At 44.1% G+C, this 26,495-nt stretch carries 19 protein-coding genes; 5 read left to right on the top strand and 14 right to left on the bottom strand.

Going from position 1 to position 26,495, the window contains the following annotated elements; translation table 11 throughout:
• The first annotated feature begins 8 nt into the window (after positions 1 to 8).
• Positions 9 to 1,490, top strand: a complete 1,482-nt coding sequence (gene uxaC, locus AWM70_RS08140; RefSeq protein WP_068695352.1) for a glucuronate isomerase — start codon at positions 9 to 11, stop codon at positions 1,488 to 1,490.
• Positions 1,491 to 2,970: 1,480 nt separating this feature from the next.
• On the opposite strand, the gene AWM70_RS23435 is transcribed toward uxaC, so the two are convergent.
• The 3 genes from AWM70_RS23435 to AWM70_RS08120 form a co-directional block, all read right to left on the bottom strand.
• Positions 2,971 to 8,589: a sugar-binding protein gene (locus AWM70_RS23435; RefSeq protein WP_169823416.1), complete on the bottom strand. Its 5,619-nt coding sequence runs from the start codon at positions 8,587 to 8,589 to the stop codon at positions 2,971 to 2,973.
• A 485-nt stretch (positions 8,590 to 9,074) separates the two neighbouring features.
• Complete coding sequence (locus AWM70_RS23430; RefSeq protein WP_169823415.1) at positions 9,075 to 9,329, bottom strand: GNAT family N-acetyltransferase; 255 nt, start codon at positions 9,327 to 9,329, stop codon at positions 9,075 to 9,077.
• Between the two features lie 793 nt (positions 9,330 to 10,122).
• Positions 10,123 to 10,587, bottom strand: a complete 465-nt coding sequence (locus AWM70_RS08120) for a hypothetical protein (RefSeq protein WP_068695346.1) — start codon at positions 10,585 to 10,587, stop codon at positions 10,123 to 10,125.
• A 354-nt stretch (positions 10,588 to 10,941) separates the two neighbouring features.
• Here AWM70_RS08120 and AWM70_RS24195 point away from each other — a divergent pair, with 354 nt between their 5' ends.
• Positions 10,942 to 11,025, top strand: a complete 84-nt coding sequence (locus AWM70_RS24195) for a putative holin-like toxin (protein ID WP_335582157.1) — start codon at positions 10,942 to 10,944, stop codon at positions 11,023 to 11,025.
• 398 nt (positions 11,026 to 11,423) lie between these two features.
• On the opposite strand, the gene AWM70_RS08115 is transcribed toward AWM70_RS24195, so the two are convergent.
• From AWM70_RS08115 to AWM70_RS23805, 6 genes are all read right to left on the bottom strand, one after another.
• A complete protein-coding gene (locus tag AWM70_RS08115; protein ID WP_068695340.1) occupies positions 11,424 to 11,987 on the bottom strand; it encodes a GNAT family N-acetyltransferase in 564 nt (187 codons plus the stop codon).
• 256 nt (positions 11,988 to 12,243) lie between these two features.
• On the bottom strand, positions 12,244 to 12,990 hold the full coding sequence (locus AWM70_RS08110; protein ID WP_068695338.1) for a GNAT family N-acetyltransferase: 747 nt from the start codon (positions 12,988 to 12,990) through the stop codon (positions 12,244 to 12,246).
• Positions 12,991 to 13,224: 234 nt separating this feature from the next.
• Positions 13,225 to 14,235 carry a hypothetical protein gene (locus AWM70_RS08105; protein ID WP_068695331.1) on the bottom strand — a complete coding sequence of 337 codons (1,011 nt, stop codon included), beginning with the start codon at positions 14,233 to 14,235 and terminating at the stop codon, positions 13,225 to 13,227.
• A 227-nt stretch (positions 14,236 to 14,462) separates the two neighbouring features.
• A complete protein-coding gene (locus tag AWM70_RS08100) occupies positions 14,463 to 15,209 on the bottom strand; it encodes a DUF4435 domain-containing protein (protein ID WP_068695329.1) in 747 nt (248 codons plus the stop codon).
• A complete protein-coding gene (locus tag AWM70_RS08095) occupies positions 15,209 to 16,387 on the bottom strand; it encodes an AAA family ATPase (RefSeq protein WP_068695327.1) in 1,179 nt (392 codons plus the stop codon). The genes AWM70_RS08100 and AWM70_RS08095 overlap by 1 nt, the downstream gene beginning before the upstream one ends.
• A 439-nt stretch (positions 16,388 to 16,826) precedes the next feature.
• Positions 16,827 to 17,210, bottom strand: a complete 384-nt coding sequence (locus tag AWM70_RS23805; RefSeq protein WP_237167865.1) for a hypothetical protein — start codon at positions 17,208 to 17,210, stop codon at positions 16,827 to 16,829.
• A 408-nt stretch (positions 17,211 to 17,618) separates the two neighbouring features.
• Here AWM70_RS23805 and AWM70_RS08085 point away from each other — a divergent pair, with 408 nt between their 5' ends.
• Positions 17,619 to 18,479, top strand: a complete 861-nt coding sequence (locus AWM70_RS08085) for an SDR family oxidoreductase (protein WP_068695322.1) — start codon at positions 17,619 to 17,621, stop codon at positions 18,477 to 18,479.
• 339 nt (positions 18,480 to 18,818) lie between these two features.
• Here the strand turns inward: AWM70_RS08085 and AWM70_RS08080 are convergent, their stop codons facing one another.
• Positions 18,819 to 19,673: a patatin-like phospholipase family protein gene (locus tag AWM70_RS08080; protein ID WP_068695321.1), complete on the bottom strand. Its 855-nt coding sequence runs from the start codon at positions 19,671 to 19,673 to the stop codon at positions 18,819 to 18,821.
• A 117-nt stretch (positions 19,674 to 19,790) separates the two neighbouring features.
• Between AWM70_RS08080 and AWM70_RS08075 the strand changes: the two genes are divergently transcribed.
• On the top strand, positions 19,791 to 20,183 hold the full coding sequence (locus AWM70_RS08075) for a MerR family transcriptional regulator (RefSeq protein ID WP_068695319.1): 393 nt from the start codon (positions 19,791 to 19,793) through the stop codon (positions 20,181 to 20,183).
• Positions 20,184 to 20,335: 152 nt separating this feature from the next.
• On the opposite strand, the gene AWM70_RS08070 is transcribed toward AWM70_RS08075, so the two are convergent.
• Positions 20,336 to 21,088 (bottom strand): SDR family oxidoreductase, encoded by a 753-nt coding sequence (locus AWM70_RS08070; protein ID WP_068700472.1) that lies wholly within the window; start codon positions 21,086 to 21,088, stop codon positions 20,336 to 20,338.
• Between the two features lie 195 nt (positions 21,089 to 21,283).
• Here AWM70_RS08070 and AWM70_RS08065 point away from each other — a divergent pair, with 195 nt between their 5' ends.
• On the top strand, positions 21,284 to 22,132 hold the full coding sequence (locus tag AWM70_RS08065; RefSeq protein ID WP_237167863.1) for an AraC family transcriptional regulator: 849 nt from the start codon (positions 21,284 to 21,286) through the stop codon (positions 22,130 to 22,132).
• Between the two features lie 117 nt (positions 22,133 to 22,249).
• Here the strand turns inward: AWM70_RS08065 and AWM70_RS23425 are convergent, their stop codons facing one another.
• The 3 genes from AWM70_RS23425 to AWM70_RS08055 all read right to left on the bottom strand — a co-directional run bounded on the left by AWM70_RS23425 (position 22,250) and on the right by AWM70_RS08055 (position 26,367).
• Positions 22,250 to 22,498 (bottom strand): hypothetical protein, encoded by a 249-nt coding sequence (locus AWM70_RS23425; RefSeq protein ID WP_169823414.1) that lies wholly within the window; start codon positions 22,496 to 22,498, stop codon positions 22,250 to 22,252.
• A gap of 324 nt (positions 22,499 to 22,822) precedes the next feature.
• Complete coding sequence (locus AWM70_RS08060; protein WP_237167862.1) at positions 22,823 to 25,060, bottom strand: glycoside hydrolase family 3 protein; 2,238 nt, start codon at positions 25,058 to 25,060, stop codon at positions 22,823 to 22,825.
• A 14-nt stretch (positions 25,061 to 25,074) separates the two neighbouring features.
• The gene (locus tag AWM70_RS08055) at positions 25,075 to 26,367 is read right to left on the bottom strand and encodes an MFS transporter (protein ID WP_083180171.1); all 1,293 of its coding nucleotides are present in this window, start codon (positions 26,365 to 26,367) and stop codon (positions 25,075 to 25,077) included.
• Positions 26,368 to 26,495: the final 128 nt, after the last annotated feature.

Here is a 26,495-nt window from a genome sequence, read left to right as displayed (position 1 = left end):
CCCGGGACATGAAACCTTTTATTCATGAGGATTTTCTGCTGCAATCGGAGGAAGCACGTTTACTCTATCATGAGTATGCCAAAAGCATGCCGATTATCGACTATCATTGTCATTTGGACCCTAAGCTGATCGCGGATAATCAGCCGTTTACCAGCATCACGGACGTATGGCTGGGCGGGGACCATTACAAATGGCGGGCTTTAAGAACGTTTGGCGTAGAGGAGCGATATATTACCGGCAGTGCTTCGGATGAAGAGAAATTCGCCAAGTGGAGCGAAGTGCTTCCCTATACGATTGGCAATCCGCTTTACCACTGGTCTGCATTGGAGCTCAAAACGTATTTTGGCGTAGAAGAGCAGCTTCAGCCGGGCAATTGGCGGGACATTTACGATCACTGCAACCGGCTGCTGGCTCAAGATGAATTCAAGCCGCAGGGGCTGATCACACGCTCCAAGGTCAAATGGGTCTGCACCACCGATGATCCGGCGGATGATCTGGCCCATCATGCCCGAATCTCCGCAAGCCAGAAGCAGGCGGGTCGGGAACAGGGACTGGGACAGGGCGGCCAAGGGGATGCGGTTTTTGCCACCCGGGTGACGCCAACGTTCCGGCCGGATAAAGCGCTGCAGATCGGGGCGGACTCTTTTCCGGATTATGTTAAGCAACTGGAGCAGGCTGCCGGGTTTACAATCACGTCTTATGCCCTTATGGAACGTGCTTTGCTCGAGCGGGCCGATTATTTCGATCAGCAGGGCTGCCTGATCTCCGATCACGGGTTCACTCATCTGCCTTATGCGGAGGCTGCGCCGTCTGAGCTGGAGGATATTTTTAACAGACGGCTGAATGGACAGACGTTAACCAGCCTGGAATGCGATCAATATACGACGGCTTTGTTCCTTGCGCTCGGACGCAAATATGCAGAGCTTGGCTGGACCATGCAGCTGCATATCGGAGCGATCCGCAATCCGAATTCGCGCAAGTTTCACGAGCTCGGTCCGGATACGGGTTATGATACGATCGGAGATAACACTTATGCAGACCGTTTATACAAGCTGCTTGACGGTTTGGAACGTACGAATGAGCTGCCGAAGACGATCCTCTACAACCTGAACAGTTCGCAAAACGATGTGCTGGCCGCGATGGTTGGCTCCTTCCAGGGCGAGGGCATCAAAGGGAAGGTGCAATTCGGCTCTGGCTGGTGGTATAACGACCAGAAGGACGGCATGCTCAAGCAGCTCACGTCACTGTCTAATCTCGGCCTGCTGAGCTGCTTTGTGGGCATGCTCACGGATTCCAGATCGTTCCTGTCGTACACGCGCCATGAGTATTTCCGCCGGGTGCTGTGTAATTTGATAGGGGGCTGGGCTGCGAACGGAGAAGCGCCGCGGGATCTTCCGTTCCTTGGACAGATGGTGCAGGATATTTGTTATTATAATGCGGACCGGTATTTTCGTTTATGCCTACATGCAGGGGAACAGCAGCGGGTTTAGGTCCGTAGAAAGGGTGCCTGGTCCGGACAGGTTGAGAGGACGATAAGGGTTAGAGGAAAGAACAAGCCTACCTAACAGGGCGCAGCCACTGCCGTGTAGGCTTGTTTGATTTTTCCCGAGATTCCATTGGCATTAGTATTATGAGAACTTACCGATGATCCAGGAGGATGGCCTCTCAATACTAGGCGTTATTGCCATTGTCAATACAAGTGCTGATGCTGTCAAAAGTGCAGGGAGATAGGAAAGGAGGCGGATTTTTATTCTGTTACAGAGCAGGGGATCACGAGAAGCAGAAACACCGGGATCTGGTGGTAGGCTTCCGTTGTTCCGTTGTAGGGAGCAAGCTTCATCAGGTCAATTCGGCAATTCGGTTCTGAGGGATCATGGATTGAATGTGATTGGAATGGGCCAGGCTGGATTTGGCAGGTTTGGCAGGAGCAGTTTTGGTAAGCGTTTTCATTAAATGTTGGGAGCAGATTACAACAATGCAAGAATGCAAGAAATCGAAATGCAAAAAATAAATTCAAGGATGAAGAACGCTTTAAAGTTCACGGAACAGTTCCAAATTGAAAGTCGCTGTGTGTGAATCGAACCAAACAACCTGATTCCAAAGGCAATGATCAAGGGTTTGTTAATAAGACCAACAAAGCCAATTGGATTCAAAGCGATTATTCGATTATTAATAATGTAATGATGTGTGGATTGCGTGATTATTATGAACGATAATTGCACAGATTTAAAAAGAATTGCACAGATTCAAAGAGTTCAAGACAGTGGTTATAACCAGGAATAAATGCTCGAGTTATCTGGATATTTGGAGTTAAAAGAATAAGGTGCGAAAGTACGAATTTGGCCAGTTTGAAGCTGGCCTTTTTCTTATCCGATACTACTTATTCACAAAACTCGTATTTTGTACATATGTATATCAACCTGAAAAAGCTTGCATACAGCCGCCCCCTTATGTCGGTTGTTGATAAAATGACACAATTCCCCCCTTTAAATAAATGAAACCTTTTTGGCAAATCTATCTAGATTCCTAAAAAACAATTGTAAAATTTGCCGACCGAAACCTTTCTTTCCTTCATATCTTATAAAAAATAATTTGTCAGGATTTTTTTCTCAGGAAATACTCTTCGACTTTACTTATATAAGTATTTATCAAATCAGAAGTTCTTTTGATGATGACCTATATTACTGATACTTCATTGATCCTTATTTGAGTATTCCAGTTGTTCCAAAATCCATCTGAAAAATCAACTAATTTGTAACCGAGGAATTAATGAAGGTATCAGACCGTCATTGATAGCACGTGGATAGCACGTGCATCGACAGCGGCACCCAGCAGGCATAGACTAAGGTCCTTTTCTACTGTCGTGTGTTTAGCACATCCTACTGGAGATTTTCTTAGTAAAATAAAATGCGGACCCTTGCATCTGGATATTGCCCAGACGCAAGGGTCCGCATTTTTCTGTTTATGCTTTTACTTAGCCAGATATTCGATGAACTTTATAAAGATCGTAGCAACTTCAGCGCGGGTGGCCGTGGCTTGGGGGTCAAAGAAGTTGTTCGGCTTGCCTGATACAATGCCGATGCCCCGCTGTGCCTGAACGGCCTCCAACGCCCATGAACTGATCTCACTCTCGTCCGCGAAGGGCTTAGATTGGCTTTCAGGTAGCTCATAGCCCTTGTACTTCATGTAGTTGTACAGCATCACCAGCATCTGCTCGCGCGTTATCGGTGAATTGGGATCAAACAGGTCTGCGTTTTTACCGTTGACTATGCCGCTTTCGGCCGCCCACTCGACTGCCGCCGTGTACCACTGCCCCTCCGTCACGTCGCTAAAGCGGGAACTCGTATAGCCGGAGCGGTTTACGTTCTCAAGATTGGCCAGTGCCTGCACGTACATCGCACGCGTCATTGGGTTTCCTGGTGAGAACGTCGTGGACGTCGTGCCGATGAAAAGAACGTATGTGTAGGCGGAGTTTACGTAGCTGTAGAACCAGTCGTCCATGTTGACATCCCTGAAAGGATTGCCCGACATCACGAGGAAGCCAAGCGGGGTGTCGTCATCGAACACAAACTCCGTACCCCCATGGATGTTCAGCGACAAGCCGTTGTCTAAGCCGACACTCGCGCCGCCATGTAGTGTCACTTCGGCGCTCTTGCCCGCCGGAATGGTCACCTTACCGTTTGAGTCTATAGTCGTGCCTTCGGGTACCTCAATCTTCGTCCCGCCCTTGGTCGCAATCTCGCCGCCGCCGGGCAGGATGGTGTTGCCGTTCTTGTCCGTGACCGCAGGCTTATCCTTCGGTGTGTTCACTGTGTAGGTCGGCCTCGACGATCCAGTGTCTGTCCCGGTGCCCGTATTGCCCGTATTTCCGGTGTTGCCTGTATTGCCTGTATTGCCGGTGTTGGCCGAATTGCCGCCAGAAGGATTGGGTACATAGGAAGTCGTCGGCGTCGCCGTCGCACTTATCTCCGCACTGTCGCCCTTCGCGCTCACTGCAACGATCTTGAAGGTGTAGCTTTGGCCATTTTTCAGGCTCTTGAAGGTATATTGAGTGGCCTTCGCATCTAGTGTGACCGGCGTCACGCTGCCATACCAGACCTTGTAACCCAATATCGCGCTGCCCCCATCATCAGCCGGAGCAGTCCAACTCAATGTGACCTGTCCGTCGCCCGCCGCCGCCTTGAAGCTGCCCGGAGCACCAGGTACGTCCGCTTTTCTCTGCGCAAACATCCATTCAAAGACGTCAGTGTAGTCATTGTTCCAAGCCGGCAAGTTAGAGGACTGCGCCGTAGGTTTAAGGCTCCACTCCTTGTCGGAACCTACATTGGACAACGTATCCGTGTAGCCTGAAATATTGTTCCAAAGAACTGAAGCTTCCATTTCATGGCCAGTAGGAATCCAATTGGTTCCATTAATAGGCGCTTCCGCCTTTGTCCATTGGTCATAAGGCCAAACGAATATTTCATTTCTGTCGATGAACGTGTGCCTAGCGTTTTCCAATAGGGGTATTATATTCGTTATAAAAGTTTCCGCCCCTGTTTTTATAGATGGAGAATCAGTTGTGTTAACGAATGACCAGTATGCAAAGTTTTTAAGAGTTTCGGCTTGTTTCGCGTTGATTGAAGGTGGGTAAGACATAGGCGCCGCGGCTGCGAGCACGTCGGGATATGTCGTCAAGAAAGTATTAGTATAAGCGGCTCCCATAGAGAAGCCTGCCATGTAAATACGATTGGGGTCAACAAGTCCCTTGCTTACCAGATCATCGATATAAGCCTTTAAGGTAGCGGCCGTTGCCTGAACGTTGTTTTGAGCGCGCAAAGCGATTATATGACTAGCATATTCGGAGTTCGTCTCCATTTTTTTCATAAGCGCGATGGCTCCGTTGGCGGATCTGATGGGCGCGAAGGTATCCCCGTCCTGTGTACCGCCGCGGGTAGAACCGTGAGCGTAGATGTAAAGGGGAAGCCCTTTTACCGGGACACCGTTGCTGTCCTTATGAATATAGAGTCCATACTGCATCGCTTCTGCGTTGTCAATTTTGGGACCAACTTCAAATTTGTCTATGATTTCATTGACAACTCCAGACTGTGCGAAAGTCGACTTGCCAATGGCAGCCTTGCCATCAAGCTTGATATCGCCACTATATACAATGTTGTAATTCTGGACGGTGGAATTGGATGCCTCCAAAGTGGACTGTCCGCCGGTTAATGTCCTAAATTCCAATTCTACAACGATGTAGCGACCTTTAGTAAGTCCAGCTTGATAATCAGGGGAGTTCTGCTTCACACCCTTATACCCTCTTGGTCTAGGTTCGTCATTGACGTATACTCTATTGACGGTGCGTGTGCCTTGATAGGCCAGGTTGCCGTTCAGCAGAGTATTCCTCGCCGATACTGTAAACAGGTTTGAATTAAGGTCGGCACCCACAGCTTCATTTCCTGCGCCCAGATCGATGATAACGGCTGTGGTAAATTCTCCGGTGGCAAAGTTATCGTTGTATACGATAAAGTTAAACAACGTTGCAGTCGGATCGGGTTTGAATGTAACATGGATTACCTTGTCATCGGTGTTCACGTTTTCCAAGGTATAGGTATTGTTTGCAATCTCTACAGACGCACCATTTACAGTTACGGTATCCACGACATAGCCGCCGATAGGAGTGAATGTAAAGGTTTGGCTTCCGCCGTCAGCTACCCGGATCAAGCCGGATGGCGAGATTGTGCCGTTTAATCCTGCCGTGGCGGTAACGGGGTGTCTGGACACCGTGGAGCCCCCAGACAGCAGCAAGCTATTCTTGAAGCTGTCAGAACTGCCATACCCCGCGTCGGGTTGGCCTAAACCGGATACAACCTCATAACGATCATTGCCGGCACTAGTTGAGTTATTGATGTACACATCAAACGTAATCGGGGAATTGTTCGTGAATTCAATGGTTCTTCTAGGTATCTTCACTTCCACAATATACCCGGTGTCAGTTCGTACAACCGAACCGTCGCGGCCTGGAGCGGCTTGACCTGAAAAAATACCGCTTGCGCCAATACGCCACTGGTTTGAGCCTCTGCTTCCTTCACCGACATAAAATTCCACACTGTCGGTCATGTGCTCAGTGCCAGGCGTGTTACCAACGCACACATTCGGGTCGGTAACCACAACGCGTGCATAAAGGAAGTCTTCGTCCCAAAACACTTTGGCTTTGCCGGTGGCCTTGGGGCCTATCTTCTGGTCGGGTGCGCTACTGTTGTTTATGTCAAACTCCGCAGCTTGCTCCCACAGTTTGTCGTTTGTGCCGAGTACAGGTGAACCGTATCCGGCAACAGGCCGATTGTTTGCTTTGGTCTGCGCGAACATCCAATCAAAGACGTCAGTGTAGTCATTGTTCCAAGCTGGCAAGTTAGAGGATTGCGCTGTTGGCGCGATGCTCCAAGTCCCCATCGTTATCTCGTTGTAAAGAACTGCCGCTTCAACTTCGTGCGCCACTGCATCACTCAGGACAGGTGAGTTGTTCGGATTCGGTCTCTGATTCGGCTGATCAAATTGATTGTAAGGCCATACAAGAGCCTCATTGCTCTCAAAGCGCGAAGCTCTCGCGTTGATCATTTTCGGCATATTGGTGCTTATGAAGTTATCGAGGTTAGTCTGGTATCCTCCAACGTTATACTGATTGATAAACATCCAATAGGCCAGGTTGGTGTGAACGTAGTTGGCATTCGCGTTCGGTGAGCCGCTTACCGGAGACATAGGTGCGGCGGACGCGAAGAAGCCGGGATAAGCGTTAACTAAGCTGTTCGTATACTGACCGCCCCATGAGAAGCCCGCCGCGTATATACGGTTAGGGTCTACTGCGCCGCTGGCAACCAGGTCGTCAATAACCTTCTTTACATTGGCCGTGGAGGGAGTACTCGTGCCATTATAGGAAATATTCAGGATATGGCTGGCGTATTTTTCGGGATCTTGTTCCATTTTCTTCATCAGAGCGACCGCGCCGTTGGCGGATTTCATGGCCGCTTTCTGGTCAGTCGCAGCGTTTGTGCCGCCGCGTCCCCTGCCGTGAGTATAGACATACAGCGGCAATCCTTGCGACACCTCACCGTTTTCATCCTTGTGAAGGTAGAGCGCGCGATTGACCGAATTGCCCGTAGGTGTTGTAAACTGGTCAAGGATCGGATTCACAACTTTTTCCTGTTCAAAAACCACATAGTTAAGCGGATCCCCTTCTGTCAGTACGAAATCGCCGTTTTGAACGATGCTGTAAACCTGTTTTGTTGAGTTCATGCTGCCATCCAGTGTTATATTGCCGCCGCTCTCTGAATAAAACTCAAACTCAACTACGATGTAACGGCCGCGTTCCAGTCCGTCCTGATAATCCGGTGAACGGCTTACCGTCCCCAGATAGCCGCGTACCTTCGGTTCGTCATTGGCGTATACCCTTGTGATCTTGCGCGTCCCTTCAAAGGTTACCGAGTCGCCGTTCAGGGTTGTGTTCCTAGCCGAGACGGTAAACAAGTCCGGATTAAGCTTGGAGCCTTCCGCCGCCCTGCCCTCGCCTAAGTCAATGATGACAGCCGTTGTATACTCGCCACGGGCGAAGTTGTCATTCCATACGATAAAGGGGAGCAGCTCCGCGGTCGAATCATTTTTGAATGTCACTTGAATGGTATGGTTAGCGACAACATTTGAAAAGGTATAAGTGCCATCATCGGATAGAGTTGCGTCCTCTCCGTCTACCTTTACGGTATCTACAATTTTGCCGTAATCGGGGGTAACCGTAAAGGTTTTGTCTGAGCCGCTAGCTATTCTCAGAACATCGCCGGGTGCGTTCGGCGTTATTCGGCCGCCCGATCCCGCCGTGGCGGTGATTGAGAATCTGTCGTCCGCTCCACTAGCGGCAATGAGATTCAGGCTGTTTGTATAAGAAGCAGCGCTGTTATAAGCCGCGTCCGGAGTTCCGAAACAGGAAACGACTTCATAGCGGTCACCGCCCTTTTCCGTCGAGTTATTGATATAAACTTCAAAGGTAAACGGGCCTGCCTGCAAGTTCAAGGTTCTTTTAGGTATTCTCATCTCCACGATATATCCTGTGTCCGTGATCTCAGTCCACGCAGCTCTGCCTGGAGCGCTCTGCCCTGAAAACACGCCCGTCGCGCTGATGCGCCATTGATTTGCGCCTTGTGTTCCAGAGCCAACATAAAACTCCAGGCTGTCGTACTGGTAATCATTTCCGGGTCCCCGATATAGATTGCTGTCCTCCACAACTACGCGGGCATACAGATAGTCTTGGTCCCAAAGGATCCTGGCTGTGCCCGTGGCATGGGGTCTGGGGTCGCCGGGAACAGTGCTTTTGTTGATGAGATGCTCCATTGTCTGAGCCCATAACGGGTCGTCTGATCCGAGTTCGGGAGTTCCAAAAATGGCGGTCGGCGTTTCATTTGCCTGCAAGCTTGTAAGAGTTGTAGAACTGCTGTCGCCATTAAGTGCTTCTGTATACTCGTTATTGTCAGTGGCGGCGGCAAAGCTGGTAGGCATTAGTGACGTCACCATTACCAAGCAACAGAGGAACGCGAGCATTCTGCCAAATCGTTTTGACATCATTGAAAATCCACCTTTTTTTCGATCCGGTGGCCCACGGCTTACCCAGATCGTAATCGGACACATTGTCAATTTGATAAACGCCCAACGTTATGATGTGGCATATTTACCTGGTTTTTAACCTGTCAAAGTATAGAATCTGTGGAACTGCAGATATACCCGACTGCATACCGGGACCATTCGTAAACACCAAGGCTCCAACAGCTTACATCATCGTAGCGGCCGTAACAGCGCTTTCATAATTTTCCTCCTCCGTAAATTTGTTTTTATTGCACTCCCAATTTTAGGGAAAAATTTGCTTTACTCCATTCAAAATTCGTGCATCCACTTTCAAAATTCGAACATAAGACAGAATCGGGAACCATCCAGGCCGATATTTCCAAGTTTCACATACTTCATTAATTTAACTCCTTACTTTCTTTACAGTTATTGTCCATTCTCCTTATAGAACAACAGTTGACATCTGATTCATAAAATGGATATAAAATTTACAATCCTTCTTGGAATAAGTGAATTGTGAGTTCTTCCTCAAATCCAATGTTGCGGGAAAGGGTCTGTCCCATAGGACTAGCCTGCAAAATGGCTAACTTTACTTCTGCGGCCTGCATGTCCTTCAAAGAACAACCTACAAGTGCGCTGCCGATTCCTCTATAAAGGTATTCCTTCAACGTAGCAACCGTGTATAGGCCAGTCGCTTCGCCTGAGCTGAACGTCATAGCTGTTCTTGCTGGCTTCTTAGACATAACGATTCAGATTTCACAAAAAAACGACTCCATCATCCGCGAATATGCAGAAGATCGAGTCGTTCACAACTCTCATAGCCTACATTTACCAACTTATACTCTTTCCTCTGCAGCTGCATCCGACGATTTCAACAGCTCGCTTATAGTGACACAGCGTTAGCCTTCGGCGTCTAATTGTTCGGTCAGAATCCGGACGGTTTTACAAGAACATGCATTCTTATATCAAAAAAAAACGCGACCAGCGCGAAGTTCAATGAATTTATGTTTTTGTCCTCTTACAACAACCTATTCTTTTACCTATTGGTTCTGATTTTGAAGAAATGGATTGCTCCGATAAAGTACTTTTCGGTATTGTGAATGCCGGATTTGTAAAATGAACAGGAACAACAACGGGACCTTTCTCATGAAAGGGCTCATTGTTGTTCAACAGGGAAACCGGCTTTAACTGCTGCCCCTCCAAAGTTCTTATTCTCAAAAGTCATGGCTGTCTAGGACTAAGATCTAACAAATCGTGTAAATGGAAATATAGAGTCCTGCAGATCTCCTCATATGCAGACATTGACTCTCATACCAGTTTTGTATCCATTGAAGGTAACTAATTTTCATTGACCTTCTTTCTTTGGTGCGGATGTGTCCGGTTGATTCTGCTTCCTTGCCAATATCTTCTGCCGGACCGAGGGCGAATGCCCGATGCGTGAATATGGTGTTAGACGAGGTTAACGCTTCTTTGGCGCTGCTCACAAACGATTGGATATTCTTTCAATATTCTTTTATTGCTTCTTCCGCGAAAACTCTAATAAAACTGACTAAAGTCATTTACAAGGTACTTATCATATCTTTCCTTAGCATATTCAATTTTTTCTTTAGTGATTTTGTCTGTTTTTGTTCCATTGAACCAGATTGATCGTTTACCTATATTCTTACCAGACTTATTCAATGCCGCTTCTTTTATAAACTCTTCCGAAGACATTATCCACGTCTTTTGCAATCTCTCTGAATAAAAAACAAAATAATAATTATCTCGATCTTTATGACTTATGGCTGCGAACAATGCAGCATCTCCCATATTCACATCTTGAGATCTAGCTCTAATTTGTATTTCAATGTAACTACCATCTTGTTTTTTTATTATGGCGTCGATTGCATTGTCATCCACTAAAGGAACGTAAACATCTATTCCTTCTTTAAGCATCAGACCTATCAAATAATATTCAATTCGTTTCCCAAATCCAGCAGAGTGTCTAAACGATATGCTCACCTTAATGTTCCTCCGATTTTTCAATTAATTTCAAGCAAATTCACTTAACGTTCCGCATCTATGACGCGACCCGGCCTTAGATAACTCTTATCTTAGGCCGGGTCGTGTGTTGTCTGAATCTATGTCTATGAGTTTGCTTCTGACAACCAAGGGGCGAATGCCCCGCAGCATTGTTAAGTGATGTTACTGCCTTCTGTGTGTTTACATTTCTCATATACGCTTTTGTTTCCTATGTATTCTAGATAATTATAGTATATTAATGGTATTTGATCATGTCTTAGATGTTATAATTTTCTAGTACAATATACGGCTATAAGAGCGGTCGGCTAATCTCCCAGAAGGGACGTGATGCCCATGGAGGTCAAAGATGCACTTTCCTTAATGTTCATGTTCGGCATGTTCATTCTGGCATTGCTTACCTACATGAAAAAGGAATAGACCGCCCTGCCTAAGGAAACGGTCTATTCTGCGACCTGACTGATGTGTGGCCGACTGCTCTTTATGCAGTTATTGTACTTTGGAGTCGTGTTAGCGCACGGCTCCTTACTTATTCTTACCTCAGTATAACTCATTTTATAACGCTTTTATAGATTTTTTTGTTATTTTTATTTAAATAAGGTTTGTAATGTTGTCTGCAGTAATTTCACTTAACGTTCAGGCATTCACGGGCCCTCACCAGCTTAACTCGTAAGCGCGGGTCGACAGACTTAGCCGGTGCAGGGTTATCCGCTGATTCTACTCCCTGAAAATACATCTCGCGGACCGAGTGGCGAATGCTCCGAAGCGTGAACGCGGTGTTATAGGATGTCAACGCCTTCTCGAGCCGCTAGCACTAATTATTTTACTAGAGCGTATATATGAGTATCTCTTACCTGACTCTTATCTGCTGATAAATCATTACATCTTAATGTTCCTTCTAATTGAAAGCCTAATCGTTCTGGAATCGCCTTACTCTTATAATTTAAAGTATCACAACGAATTTCTAGTCTTCTAGCCTTCAACTCTGTAAAGGCAAAATTGGTAATTCCTTGAACTGCTTCAGTCATATACCCTTTTCCGCTCATACGTGTATCAATCCAGTATCCGATTTCAAATTTACGTATCTCCCAATCTGGCTTATACAATCCAGATAAACCAATGAATTGTTCAGTTTCTTTATCAAATATCAAAAATCTAAGATATTCTCTCTTAATAAACTTTACATGTTCTTCTCGTAGAATTTCTTCGATTGACTGTTCGGAATGTTCGTTCTGTGCAAAAAGCGAAAACCACTCCTTGAGCTCATTGATCGAGGATAATATACTCTCATACACTACCTTTCCCTCACCAGGTAGAGGTGCTCTAATCAATAACCTTTCAGTTGTAAATTGGTTTGGAAAATCAATTAGTATTGGATTCATTCTATAGTCCCCTCTAAATTTATAAATATTTTTTATCCGATATTGCGTTGATTTCCTATAACGTTCTCAGTATTCACGAACCCGAGAACCTTAAGCCCCCAACGGGGGCGGCCGCAACTGCGGTTAGGTTCGCAGGGTTGTCTGCCTGATACACTTCCTCGAAAATGCCTCGGGCGGACCAAGGGACGACGTCAGCCAGCCCGCCGCGTGAATACATTGTTATACGACGTTCATTCTTCTTTGAACAGCCCACAACTTATCTTTCAGTCCATTTAGTTCTAATATAACCGATCTTCATTCCAATCCGTTCCATATTTCTATGGCTTTGAGATAAGAAATTACATTGCCCTACAACAAGTCTACAGTTGTTTTGTTTCGCTTCTTCAATTCTTCTCTTCAATAGTAATTGATGTAAGCCAAGCCCTCTAAAAGCCGGTAATGTCGCTGCAAAAGTCAGCGACGCTATATCATCCTTTAAATACATTACAGCTGCTGCAGCTGGCTCATCATTCACATATGCAATAAAGAACTTCCAGCCTGCTCGGTTAAATAATACCTTGTTGTTTGCAGCTACCGGTGCGATACCATTGTCAGGTAATCCAGTACCTCTACAATGAATCATGGCATAGGTTTCAAATTGATCTTCATTCAGTTCCTGAATACGAATATGTTCTGGAAGTTGATCATTAAAAAGTTTCGGTTCTATATAAGTTGAGGTATGAAATCCAGACTGATAAAAGCCCCGATCTGATAGTTGTTTGAGCAAGTTAGCATCTACAAACGAGGGGACAATTTCAAATTGTATCTTTCGTTCTCTTTCCCGATAGAAAGCAATTATCGAATCCAAGTATTCTAACTCTGTATTTGTAATGCCTTTGACAGTATTGAATGATCCCCAAGGCATTGTCTTACTATATAAACAAAGCGCATTTCCAAAGCGTTTAACTTCTATTCCTTCAGGATTGCCTGTCCTATTCTGTATTGCAATCATTCGATCGTGCATATAATCAAGCTCTGAAAATTCAATGTCTTTTACTAATTCATTTGAAGAAATAAGTGAAACGATGATACATCTCCTCCGCTCTTCTAAAAATGCTCTTAAGGAATGTCGTCTAACGTTCCTGTATTCACGACCCGACGCATGTGGGGTGTCTGGAGACTGCCAGACCAAGGACGTATGTGCGCAGCGTGAATATTATGTTATCCGATTCGATCTCTTCCTCGATAAACATTCAAGCTAACTTATCCCTAATTCCCTCATTTTACTTAATCTTAATTCCTCTAATTCTTCTTCAGTTGAACATCCACTATGGTTAAGAGCTACTACGTACCTAACGATAATAAATTGGAGTCTTAATAATATCTTTCTATATTCAGTGCTTATATCTGAAATTGATTTACCATTATGAACTATTTCAGTCCTGACATCCTCAGAGTACTCTCTCAGTTCTTCGGATAAGGCATGATATTCAGATTTTGATTTAACAATCAAAGGTACTACTTTGGATTTAACTTTTTTAAAATTTAAATACTCTCTTGATGCTAACGTCTCAATAGTTGTCATTAGATATATAAATTTACTATCTAAATGAGGTACGTACATAGCTTCACTTAATCTTCTTAATGCAAGTCTTGAGAGTTTCTTTACTCCATTTAATTCTTCATCTATAAGCATGCTAACAAATTCACTCTGCAATAAAATATCAATTTGTTGTTCACTCAATTCTAGTCCTATTCCATTTACCATTGTTAACCCGTAAAATCTATTCCCTATAATCCTATACTGGTCTTCTTCATCAGGACTTATTAAAATCATTCCGCTATATCCTGTATTAAGCAACCCTGCTAATCCCGGATTCATGAGTGAATTGTCCATTCTGCAAAAGTTCACTCTTACAATATCCATTACTTGTTCAAGTTTGTTACATGCCTCAATCAGCATTACTTCGTCTTGATCTTTAGAATTCAAATAATAGCTCATAGAACCGTGATCCAGTTCAATCACTGCAACTGTTATATTCCATACATCCTCAAGGTGAATCCCTGTCATAACGCTTGCTAGATCTCTTAGAGATTCACCTGCGAATTCGTATGCTTCCAAATCATCTTCAATAAATACATTAGGTAATTCGATAGGCTTTTGTTTTAATGATGAGATCTTATATTGATTAGCAGGCAAAAAAACGACATTGCCAAGTTTAAAAGATTTTTCAATATTAAAATTATCAATTGGAATAATTGCTTGCATAAGAATTCTCCTTTAGATGGTTTCGGATAACGTTCTTGTATTCACGAAACGCCCCAGCCTTAGATAGCTCTTATCTTAGGCTGGGGCGTTTGTTGTCTGAGATTCTTGCATAGTTATACATCTGGACAACCAAGGGGCATTAGCCCCGATGCGTGAATATATTGTTAGCTGATGTTGCTGACATCTTTGAATATCTTACTATTTAAATGATAGATCCCCTGTAAGGACTATGCTATGGAATCATTAATATTCTCAATTAGTCTATTTATATATGGTTCACCATTTCCGACTTTTATACATATCTCTATTAAATTATCTCGACTATACTTGGATTTTCTCTTTGGAGCATTCAAAAAATATAACAATAGGTCAAATAATATTTTTCCTCTAATTTTCAAATCATAATTTTCTAATACTTCAGCTAAAGTTTCTTTAGAAGGTTCAACGAAGTTTCTTCTCTTTAAAAAGGTTTCTGAAAGTGACCTTTTATCTTGAGAAAGCAACTCGTTAATGTGGCAATCAATATTAATTTCTTTTTGATCCCTATAAAGTTCCACTTCAAAAGCAAACCATTTTGAAATCTCATTAACAATAGTTATCATTTCCTCTTTTTCTTGCTTTGTTAAAAGTTGCTCAAATAAGACTAATGAACTTGCATATAAGTCATTCTCAATGCTGTAGCCTGTAGTCCAAACAATTGATGAAAGTTCTTGAGGTATTGTTGTGAACAGCCACATGTCTTGATCGGCAAGAAAGACAGTTTTTAAATTATTAAATTCTGCTCTTCTTGAAAAAATATTCAACAACGCTTTTCTCCCACCACAAGGTAGTATACTTGCATTAAAGGTACCTATTTTATCTTCAATATACCTATAAATTAATACATCATCGTCACCTTCTACAATGATTGATGGTAATGATGATCTTTTTAATAAACTAACTATTTCATCTGCTGTTGGCCTAGGAAGTGGCATTAGTATCCACCTCTATCTTCAGATAACAGTATTTCTTTATCTTCGTATTTTGAATAAATAAAGGGTGAGTGTGTTGCTACGAAAAATTGATTATTCGATGATTGAGACATTAGTGTTGGAAACAACGTACGCTGCCAGTCGACATGCAAACTAATTTCAGGTTCATCAATAAATATGCTCGAATTTTGAGAAAAAGCATTGTAACAAAGAAAGCTAAGCATTTGCTTCTCTCCAGCCGATAACTTGTCAGAAAACATAGCTTCTTTAGTTTCTCCTAATGTTATTTTATCAGTAACCTTTATCCCTTTATGTTGAAATATTTGATTAATTAAATCAGATAACACAGTAAATGGTCTCAAAAAACTTTCTCTTTTTGTAGATATTTGTACTAATTCGTCTTGAATTTCATGTAGGATCTGATTTGCATTATCCAATAGTCCTTTATCAGTTTGAACAGGTATATATGAAGCATCCCTAGAAAATTCCGAATAGGTTTTAATTTTTGATTCAATGTATGTAGATAACTCGATATGTAATTTATTGGTCTGTTCTGATATATTTGCATAATGTCTTGTTAATAGTTCAACTATATCCCTTGTCGAAACGGACGTAATAAAGGTATGGTTACTTGTGGACAGAGAATCAGATATAGAACTAATTGCATCTTGGAACCGTTCTGCCCTCATATATCCATTGTTATTCCCCATAGAGAAACCGCCTTCTATTCTACGAAAAGTAGGAAAAAAAATAGATCCTCCAGATACTTCAGAAATCTCATGATTCAATTCATTAATGAAATCAATACTATTTCTCTTTGAAGGTATACGTGTAATTCGGTTTAATAATAATGTTGGGATTTCATATTTTTGTTCAGTATCATTTTGAACAAAAATTATTTTAGTATTTCTATCTTCGATATTACTCGTTGTACTATTCTCCGTTACATCAACTTGATTGATAATTTCAAGTGAGTATTTGTCACCTTCAAGCTTAACATATTTAAAATCAATTTCTTCGAATACTTTCTCAATATTTCCACTAATTAGATACCATATTAGCTTAAGAACTGTTGTTTTACCTGTACCATTTTTACCCGTGAAAATGTTAATATCTTCATTAAATTGAAGCTTATAATTCTCTCGCTGATTGAGTCCACGTACCTCTAGTCCCTTTATCATAAGTCACCTTCAAATCTCAGATTTTTTTCTTCATTATAATACTATAGTCTTAGGAATACCATTTTCCCAGCAATTTCAGCTAACGTAATATTAACGAAGTTCGTATATACCCTTTGCTAAGAGTTATTCAAGAAATAATTGAATTATCCTGCTCGTTAGTCTGTAAGGATCTTTCGTTTACGTCTCATTATAAGTATGTAGTACTCAGTGGCAATAAGATCAAGTTCTTGTCCAGTGAAAAGGACAAGAACTTGACCCTTTAAAATGAAAAATCCGCGCCATTCGCGGATTTCTAAAGGGCTATTCTTGTCCTCTGACATAAAAGTCCAAATATTCTCTACTAAGCCGTCTCCATTTTGACGATTCGGATATTTGAATACCCGCCTATACGCTAAAAAGTCATAAAAACAATGATGTGATTATGACTCTTTGGTTCTCTTCAGCTGGCTGTTTGCTCCCAAAATGGAGCCAAATTGACTGATAAAACCTCAACAACCTCTTCAAACATCGTTTCCACTGAGTGATCTTGAGGGTTCCGACTCCAGAGCAAAACCGTTCCGAACATGCCCCAACTGATTACTAGTGCTGCAGCTTCTAATTTTTCTGGCGAAAAGCCCTGTATATCCATTTCATTGACCCGTTTAATCAGGAGTCGCTGAAGATCCTGATGTATGACATCTTCCAACATCGCTTCATACGGCTTGTCTCCCGGCGTACTACATTGTTGAAACCGCAATAGAAACTCGAACAGGGTTTGAAAAAGGGTTCGCAAATTGTTCGCGTTGCATCTTGTTTCTTCCGGCAGTCTCTCCTTAATTGCCATTTGGAATTTTTCCTTCATCCAATATTCAAGAAAGTCATGTTTGTCCTGAAATGAGAATAAAATGTTGTTCGATTTACAGCTGCTTGTTTCGTGATATCTTGCACAGATATGGAATAAAGGTTTCTCTTTATCTCAACCAAATCGTTAAATGCCTGAACGAACAATTGACGGGTTCTTATAACACGCGGATCTTCGGGATTTACAGACATGTGTACCCCCTCTTTCTCTTGAACTCAAATAACAGACAAAAAGACAACTATGTTGGGAACAGGACAAAAACAGTGAATTGCAGGTTGTTCGCGCGGGTCCATTCCTTTTAACTAAACTTATACGATTATGATTGCACATGCAAAATCGTATGGCAAGAAACCGCTTAATCTGATTTGCAGACGAAAGGATGAGTTAGAAATGATTGTCGTTACTGGAGCGAATGGAAAATTGGGCCGTAAGGTCGTACAGGAACTTCTGAAGCGTCTTCCTGCCGGGGATGTTGGTGTCAGTGTCCGGGATGTGGACAAGGTTCGGGATCTACAAGAACGCGGAGTTCGTGTTCGGCAAGGAAATTTCGATGATTCCGAAAGTCTTCTTTACACTTTTGAGGAAGCATCTCAAGTTCTCATGATCTCGTCCCACTCCCTGGGAGAAGCTGCTGTTCGTCAGCATCAAACCGCAATCAACGCGGCAAAGAAAGCTGGAGTTCGTCGATTGCTGTATACAAGCCAAATGTTCTCATCGGCAACATCACACTTTTCTCCCATGAACGTTCATGCTGCTACAGAAGAAATGCTACAATCTTCAGGAATGGCATTCACGTCGCTCCGAAACGGGTTTTATGCCGCATCTGCGATCATGTGGATGGGTGATGCCTTGGAAACAGGCGAGTTGATTGCTCCCGAAGATGGTCCAGTCGCCTGGACCACTCATTCCGACCTGGCTGAAGCCGCAGCGGTCATTCTGACAGAGCAGAGATATGACGGTATCACCCCTCCCCTTACGGCCTCTGAAGCGATGGATATGAGTGCAATCGCATCGATAGCTTCCAAGGCTTTGGATCGACCCATTCGGCGAATTGTCGTGTCGGATGATGAATATAGGATCCACTTGGTGTCCCGGGGACTGCCGAAAGCGATGGTCGACATGCTTACGGGGATGTTTCAGGCAAGTCGACTCGGAGATTTTTCGCATACCAATCCCGCGTTGGAAAATCTGATTGGCAGATCCCCAGTAAATTTTTCGGATTTTTTAAAAGACAGTCTAATTAACGCTTAAATTATAAACTTCGGTAAGGGCTGTCCACTTTGGATGGCCTTATTCGTTCTTGGCCTTTTAATTTTCCTTTGCTCCATTTTTTTGTCTATAATAGACAATCGCCGACATGTAGTAATACCTCCTTCTTATTCTAAATATAGTAGTTAGTTTTATAACGCCTATCGTTTCCCGTTAGTTTAATGAAACATTCGTAGACCTCAGCCAATCGCTCCTGAGTATCCATGTATTTTCCCCTTGTCTTCTGTTCTTCTTGCGGCTTCACATCACTGTCCAAAACGAAAATGCCTTCCAATGCTTGGCCCCAATGCCGTTGTTAGGAAAGAAAGAAACGGCTTCTTCTTACCACATAGTCAGAACAGCTTCAGCGATAGAGCGTCCCTGCGCCCGCCCGGCGATCGCTGTTACGCTGCGGCGGGCCGCGTCGTATGGATTTGGGCCGATGGCCACAACGCTGCGCTCATCGGGTGTTATGAGATAAACGTTCGCGCTTGTACGCAGGCTTGCCGCATCTTCCGCTGCTCCCGGGATGGAGCCATAACCATTGGGCATCGGGGAGAGAATTACGATCCGTTCGTAGCCTTCAGCCAGCCTTGAATTGGTCGTGGACACCATCCCTCCGTCGGTCCAGAAGCGGTCACCGATCGATACAAGCGGCCAAATTCCCGGAACGGCTCCGCTGGCCGACACGGCATCGAGCAAAGAAACTCCCGATTGATGATCGAAAGTATGAAGTTGCCCGGTATCGGCATCGATGGCGGTCACCTTAAGATTCGCCGGCCATTTTCTGGTCACAAGGCGACTCTCGACCACGGCGCGCCGCTGTTCAGGCGATACGGGGGAGGGATTATTTTTGGCGATAAGGCCAAATTCTGCACCGACTTTTCGCGGATCGCTTCCTCCCATGGCAAATGCCTTATACCACGCTTGCATCAATTCTTTAGACGCTGCGACCGGTATCTCGGCCGTGTTCGTCTCCGACTGGGCGGTAAATAGTTTATTCATGTCGTACCCGCTGGCCAGGGCTGCTCCGACAAATGCACCGGCGGACGTGCCGATGATCACGTCAGCTCGATGGAGGTCTACTCCGGATTCGAGCAGTCCCGCTAAGACGCCAGCCTCCCATGCGATCCCTGTCACGCCACCGCCCCCCAAAACTACAGCTCTGGTCGGTGAATTCCTTTTCTGAGCGTTCATTCACAGCTCCTCCTTCTGATCGACTATTATGCCAATAGGTTTGACAAGGTTCCATTAGACCTCTAAAGTATAAACTATAAAGTATACTTGAAGGTCAAACCTTACGCGGGAGGAAGTATGAAAATTCATGTGCTGGCACAGAAGACCGGGTTAAATCCGCCGACCATTCGTTATTACGAGAAGGAAGGATTGCTGGATAGACGCCACGTTGAGCGCAGGGACAATAATTATCGTGAATATACGGAGGAAGCAGTCGAACACCTTTTACTGATCAAAAGGGTTCAGGCTGCGGGTTTTACGATAAGGGAAATCAAAGTTATTTTGAAGGAAGAAGATGGGAACAAACTTGAGCTCTCCCGGGCCGTTGAATTTTTGCGGAAGAAGATGAAGGAAATGGACCGTAGGAAAAGAGAATTAGAACAATCGCAGTCTCTTCTCGCCCGGATGCTAAACAACAAATTGGCGCTGCTGGAGAAGAAGGGAACCGAAGATGGGAACAGCAGTAAATAAACCATTTGCTTACTGGCGTCAGAGTCGCCGCTTCGCTTTCAAGAATATCGGTAAGTGTCAGAGGCATCTATCGATTTACTTCAATACAAGACAAGCGAGAACGGATCAAAGTCTCACTACACAAGATCCTTTGTGGAGTCCTGCAATTCTAGTTATCCTTGCGCTGTGGGGCGAACTACTATTTCACTGACATCCACGTCATTGGGCTGCTCAATTGCGAACGCTATGGCTTTAGCGATAGAACTGGGAGATAACCCAATGTTCTGATAAGCTTCGAGTTTGGCTTTCAGGTCTGGGTCCTTTATGGCTTCCAGGGCATCCGAATGTGTGGATCCAGGCGTGTTTGTGAACCCGGGGGAAACAATCGTTACGCGAAGATTATGACCGGCTTCTTGACGCAGACCCTCTGAAATCGCACGAACGGCAAGCTTTGTCCCTGCATAAACCGACATATTAGGCAGAATGCGATAGGCTGCTGTGGAAGCAATGTTAATAAAATGTCCTGAGCCCTGATTCCGAAAGGTGGGTAGTGCCGCTGCTATCCCATATAGAACTCCTTTAATGTTGATGTCGATCATCTCTTCCCAGTCCTTAACCCGCAGATCGTCAAAGGGTGACATGGGCATGAATCCCGCATTGTTGATAAGAACATCAAGCTTACCAAATTTCTCGTGTGCCAATTGGACAATTTTCGAAAGGTCTTCGGACCGCTTCACGTCTGTAACTAGATAAGTTGCTTTACCGCCAGACTTCTCAATGCGGTTAGCAACAGCTTCAAGCTGATCCAATCGGCGCGCGCCAAGGACAACTTGAGCCCCTCTCTCAGCAAGCAGCATTGCAGTTGCTTCACCGATCCCGCCACTTGCCCCTGTAATTACGATTACTTTATCTTTTATTCCGGACATCATCACCACTTCTTTCTTCTACAATATATTTGTCTTACACCTTTCATTTTAAGAAAAGCAGGCGTTCAACCGGTAGACAATTCATGCCCTTTCCTTGCCTAATCCCGCCACATAAGTATAATGGGTTTAACTGATTTGAATAAAAGAGGTTGGTGCACAAACTTGAAAGAGCTTATTTCTGAGTTAGTCCGGTACATGGATCGTCATACACCGATGGATGGCGTACACAGCATGGCAATTCCTGAACTTTATTTCAGACGTCAATCTCATCAGTCAGGGCCAGTGTACAGCAACAGCCATCCTTCCCTATACATCATTGTCCAAGGAGCAAAAACAGTTGAATTAGCCGAGGAAAGATATTACGTGGATCCAGGGAGCTATTTGGTCTCTCCGGTTCATCTTCCTGTTATCGGACAAATTACCAAAGCATCGCAAAGCCTTCCATACTTAAGTTTGCAGTTGACCTTGCAGCCAGAAATCCTTCTCGATGTATCCAAAAGATCCAGTCCTCCGAAGAAGGTAACAAGTGAACGAGGACTCCTACTAAAACCTTCTACCTCTGACTTGCTCAAAGCAGTTTTGCGCCTTATAGAACTTCTGGAGACTCCCTCTGATATTGAGGTGCTGGCTCCCTTGATTATTAAGGAGATATTTTATAGGGTTCTTCAAGGCGAAAATGGAGAACTGCTGAGGCAATTTGCCATAATCGGAAGCTATTCGCACTGTATTTCGAAAGCAATTGAATGGATCAACCATCATTATGCCGAGCCTTTGATCATTGAAGATTTGGCTAAGACGGTTAAGATGAGTCCGCGGACCTTGCATAGACATTTCAAGAAAGTGACGGCCATGAGTCCGATTCAATATCAAAAGACGATTCGCTTGCAAACAGCAAGACGACTGCTGCTTACGGAGAATCTGGATGCAGCTAACGCCGGATTTCGTGTTGGGTATGAAAGTCCTTCGCAATTTAATCGTGAATACGCCCGCTTATTTGGACGTCCCCCGATAAGAGACATTAATGATCTGCGTAATTTTTCCTAAAAAAATCCTTCTTCCTCTGGTTCCCATAGAATATTAAAAAAGCCCACTAACCTTAACATAGGTCGGTGGGCGTTAGGAAAGAAAGCTAATTTGATTCTGACGCAACAGTTGCCTAGCCTACCTTATTATTATCAGAACAATAAGTTCGCTAGCAGGGTTGGAAGGCTTTTCGCCTTGAATCAATATAAGTTTATCTTTGCCACCATCACCATCGGTATAATCACTTGATTTAACAACAACAGGATTATTTAATTTAGATGAATTTGAAGTTTCTTGGGATGCACCTAACTGAAAGATGGATTGGACGTCCTTGTGGACTTTCTCGGAAACAAAAGTTTTTTTAGCATCAAGATCTGAACCAATCAAAAAGACTGATACATACTCTAAGAATTTGACCTTTTGTAGGGCAAGAATTTCTGTTTTATTACCTTTTATAATTCTTCAGCGTGAGCCTGAATAAGTCTAACCAAACAGATGGAATTAAAAGAGCTATCCCCTCCCTCCTTTATAGTTACATCTCGATCGCGCCTTAACCAAGAAGTAAATTAACACACCCAGCTAATAGAAAACCGCCTTCCTATGAAGGCGGTTCTATTCGTTAGCTTGACCTTAGTTATTCTTGGCCTGTTTACCAGTACGCCAACACAGCCGATCAAGGAGCGAGGCTGCTTTTTGTTATAAGCGCTCTACTTATTTTAATTCTGCTATCTTAGCTTTCTTATACTTTTGAGTCCTTTCATCCTCAATCGGTCCATCCCAATTCATCCCATAAGCGAAGTCGTAGACATGGCCTGCTGCATCCTTATAACACTGCATATCGTGTGCCACATCTTCGAATTGCTGCTCCACCGTCCGCATATCGGCCGGCATTTGAAAAGGGAGTAATCCGGCAGGTTCTGCTTTCCCGCTAATGATATCCAGCAGGGCCTGATCCTGTACCCCAAAGTTTACAAGCAGACCCTCCACCTGGCTTTCAAACTCTGCAACAACGACAGGGTTAGACAAGAGCAGGGACACGATAACGGGTTTACCTTTCATGAGTTCCTTTGTATCCAGAATCAAATCCAAGTCGCATTCGTTAGTTGTCCTAACGGTCTTCCCCTTATAAGAGCGATCGCCTGCTAAACTTTGTTCTCTTGCAAACTCAGCTTGATAAGGACGATATTGCAGACTAATTGGGACAAAGCCATTTTCTCCGCTCGCCGCATCCTCATGACTGTATCCAATACCAGAGTCCGGCCCGGATATAAAAATAAGAGCACAGTCGGCTTCTTCCGGATTTTCAGTTACATGGTAATATTTCTTAACAAGATCCATATTTACTGGATAGTCCCAACGCTCAGGGATCGGACTGCCAAACCAATCTTTTCTTTCCGGATAAAGCCGTTTAGGGACATACACCGTTGTTTGCGGTTTTATAGGCAGTACATCATTTTGATTTTTTAATAATACTATGGATTTGAGCTGGGCTTCGTAACCCGCCTCCATAAATTCGGGGCATCCTACTGTTGCGACGGTTTCTTCCACCTCTAAATAAGGATTCTCAAACAGTCCAAGTCTAAAAATATTGATTAGCAACCGGACCGCTGATTGCTCCATTCGCTCACGCATGAAAACTTCACCATGCTCTTTAACGCCCATCTTATAAGCCTCTAATATAGGCTCCATTTCATTATTGCCGCCAAACTGGTCGACACCGGCCATAAGGAGTTTATAATGACGTTCAGCAACGGTTAGTTCCTCAACCCCCCATGGTTTCCCGTCAATAAATACATCCATTTGCCCGGAAAAGTCATGGGTAATATTCCAATCTGTACAAACCACACCATCGTAGTTATATTTGGTTCTCAAGAGATCGTGAATGATGTATTTGTTATAGGAATTGCCGACATTTTCACCACTCGGATCCTGATTATACGAAATGGTGTAGTAGGGCATAACGGCCGATGCTTTGCCCGTTTTACCCTCAAGCTTGAAGGCTCCCTCTGTAAAAGGGATCAGATGCTCGTCAAAGTTATGCCCCGGGTACACGGCATACTTACCGGCCCCGTAGTGAGCATCTCTCCCTCCTTCGCCCGATCCGCCGCCCGGCCAGTGCTTAACCATGGCATTTACACTATGATAGCCCCAACCTTCTGCTATTTCGGCATCCCCCTCAGAGGTTTGAAAGCCATCTATATACGCTCTACCTATATCTGCTGATAATTCGGCATCCTCACCGAAGGTTCCATTAAATCGGAACCAGCGGGGATCTGTTGCCATATCAACTTGAGGAGACAAAGCTGTCGTTAATCCGAGCGCCCGGTATTCTCTTGCAGCAATTTCCCCAAACTTCCTAACGGCTTCCGGGTCAAAAGTAGCTGCTAATCCAAGAGGTTCTGGCCACATGGAGATATGGCCGCCCGCGCCTTCATTAAATTCTTTACTGGAATCTGAGGAGTGACGCGGATCCGAGCTGTTATTAACCGGAATTCCCAGACCTACTCCTTCTACAAACGCCTGCATTTCATTATTCCATTTTGCCGCAATTTCCGGTGTCTCTACAGAAGTTACGAGAACATGCCGCAAATGGTCCTTTTTCAAAAAGTCAATTTGTTGGTCGGACAGCTCCCAGGGTTTTGCATCACTTTCAGCAAATGATTTCCCCCCATACGTGCCCGAACGAAAGCCGCGGTCTGCCGCAGGAATAGACTGGTGTGAGCTGTATAACATTAAGCCAGCCATTTGTTCCAGGCTCATTTTTGAGGCAAGGTCCTCTGCTCTCTCTTTGGGAGATAAACGCCAGTCCTTGTATGCTTCAAGTTTACCGCTCTTATTCAGATCTTTAAACGCCAAACCCTCTTCATATAGGATTTCAACACCCGATGATGTAGAAACGCCAAGGGTCGGGCCATTTGGATTTTTAATATAGTTAATCAAATTTATCACCTTATTATTCAAAGTTAGTCGACAGATAAGCCGAGGTCGGGAGCCTTGGAAACTTCGGCAGTTTCCGCCTTGTTATCCTGGCCTAATTCAGGTACCGGAAGAATCGTAAGCCCGCCGAAAATCCCTACAATTCCCAAGAAGGTAAACATAAAGCTGTATCCGCCAATGGAAAGCAAAATAGGAGCGATAGCAGGGACGATAGATTGTGGCAAAGCATTAGCAATATTGATAATGCCTAAATCTTTAGCTGCTGTATCCTTTGAAGGCAGAACTCGTGTCACAAGCGCAATATCAACCGCCCAATAAACGCCAGCCCCAATTCCATATAAGGCGTTTGCAAGAACCAATACATTAAAATGAAAGCTAAAAGCGATTATGATTAAAGCAACAGCCATTAATAAGCCGGAACCAAGTACAAACGGTTTCTGTTTTTTTAATTTATCCGAAATTTTACCGCATACAATACTGGATACAACGATGCATATCGTCGAAACAAAGGTTAAGATCAGCATTTTTTCGCTCAGATCTTCCGGTTTAATCCCGAATCTTTGCGTTAATAAAACGGAATTGTAATTAGTAGAGGCGATGCCCATCATCACCAGGAAGCGGGATATCCACGCCCACATAAACGGACGATGTTTTCTAGGGTCAGGGAAGACGCTCCAGATACTAAATTTCGTTTTAACGCTGCTGCCGGATTTCCTCTTAGCCGTATACTTGCCTTCGCGAATCAGCATTAGGACAACGACCGAAGCCACAACCCCAAAAATAGCGAGCACTGAGAATTTGGATACATTCGATGTTTTTGACATTGCCGTCATAAGCAGCATGCCAAGTAATATGGTTAAATTCTGCGTCATCCCCATCGTGCCGGAGACGCTGCCTTTTTTGGTATCATCAACCTGCTCAGCAACCAACGCCATATTTGCAGACAGGGTAAAATTATAAAAACCTTGAGCGCAGCACCAGAATAAGACAATTTGCCATACCTGATTGGCGAAGCCGATACCTACTAAAGAGAGCCCGCCAAACACGAGACCAAATAAAATCCAGGTCCGCCGGCGGCCCAACTTGAAAGTTGTCCGGTCACTAATAAATCCGGCTATCGGGTTAAAAATCAAAGCAAAAAAGGCACCAATCCCTGTAACATAACTTAAATTTGTTGCCACATGTTCCGCGTCCAGGAAGGTTAACTTTAAGGTCAGCAGCACAACGATCGGCGTAAATAAAGCAAGATTGGCAGCAAAGTTCGATAACGTCAGACCTGTCATCAATCTCTTCAAAGGGGTTTGTACCTGTATGTCCATTTATTACTCCTTCTTTCGTTAAGAATTATCCATACGCTCTTTTTTTGCTCATCCACCCCATAAAAAGTAAGCGTTTTCTCTATAGTTAAATTATAATAAAGAGGCCTATCCGCAGATAGGCTTCTTCT

The sequence above is a fragment of the Paenibacillus yonginensis genome (assembly GCF_001685395.1).
In the GTDB taxonomy this organism is placed as follows: Bacteria; Bacillota; Bacilli; order Paenibacillales; family Paenibacillaceae; genus Fontibacillus; species Fontibacillus yonginensis.
Note: the sequence above shows the minus strand (reverse complement) of the source record. Positions and strands in the feature narration are given on the sequence as shown.

Bases quoted from the DNA above. Each gene is read 5' to 3' on its own strand.
- AWM70_RS23805 (WP_237167865.1), bottom strand. From the start codon at position 17,210: ATGGCAATTAAGGAGAGACTGCCGGAAGAAACAAGATGCAACGCGAAC.
- AWM70_RS23430 (WP_169823415.1), bottom strand. From the start codon at position 9,329: ATGTCTAAGAAGCCAGCAAGAACAGCTATGACGTTCAGCTCAGGCGAA.
- AWM70_RS08105 (WP_068695331.1), bottom strand. From the start codon at position 14,235: ATGCAAGCAATTATTCCAATTGATAATTTTAATATTGAAAAATCTTTT.
- AWM70_RS08075 (WP_068695319.1), top strand. From the start codon at position 19,791: ATGAAAATTCATGTGCTGGCACAGAAGACCGGGTTAAATCCGCCGACC.
- AWM70_RS08085 (WP_068695322.1), top strand. From the start codon at position 17,619: ATGATTGTCGTTACTGGAGCGAATGGAAAATTGGGCCGTAAGGTCGTA.
- AWM70_RS08065 (WP_237167863.1), top strand. From the start codon at position 21,284: ATGGATCGTCATACACCGATGGATGGCGTACACAGCATGGCAATTCCT.
- AWM70_RS08110 (WP_068695338.1), bottom strand. From the start codon at position 12,990: ATGCACGATCGAATGATTGCAATACAGAATAGGACAGGCAATCCTGAA.
- AWM70_RS23435 (WP_169823416.1), bottom strand. From the start codon at position 8,589: ATGATGTCAAAACGATTTGGCAGAATGCTCGCGTTCCTCTGTTGCTTG.
- AWM70_RS08095 (WP_068695327.1), bottom strand. From the start codon at position 16,387: ATGATAAAGGGACTAGAGGTACGTGGACTCAATCAGCGAGAGAATTAT.
- uxaC (WP_068695352.1), top strand. From the start codon at position 9: ATGAAACCTTTTATTCATGAGGATTTTCTGCTGCAATCGGAGGAAGCA.
- AWM70_RS24195 (WP_335582157.1), top strand. From the start codon at position 10,942: ATGGAGGTCAAAGATGCACTTTCCTTAATGTTCATGTTCGGCATGTTC.
- AWM70_RS08100 (WP_068695329.1), bottom strand. From the start codon at position 15,209: ATGCCACTTCCTAGGCCAACAGCAGATGAAATAGTTAGTTTATTAAAA.
- AWM70_RS08070 (WP_068700472.1), bottom strand. From the start codon at position 21,088: ATGTCCGGAATAAAAGATAAAGTAATCGTAATTACAGGGGCAAGTGGC.
- AWM70_RS08080 (WP_068695321.1), bottom strand. From the start codon at position 19,673: ATGAACGCTCAGAAAAGGAATTCACCGACCAGAGCTGTAGTTTTGGGG.
- AWM70_RS08055 (WP_083180171.1), bottom strand. From the start codon at position 26,367: ATGGACATACAGGTACAAACCCCTTTGAAGAGATTGATGACAGGTCTG.
- AWM70_RS08115 (WP_068695340.1), bottom strand. From the start codon at position 11,987: ATGAATCCAATACTAATTGATTTTCCAAACCAATTTACAACTGAAAGG.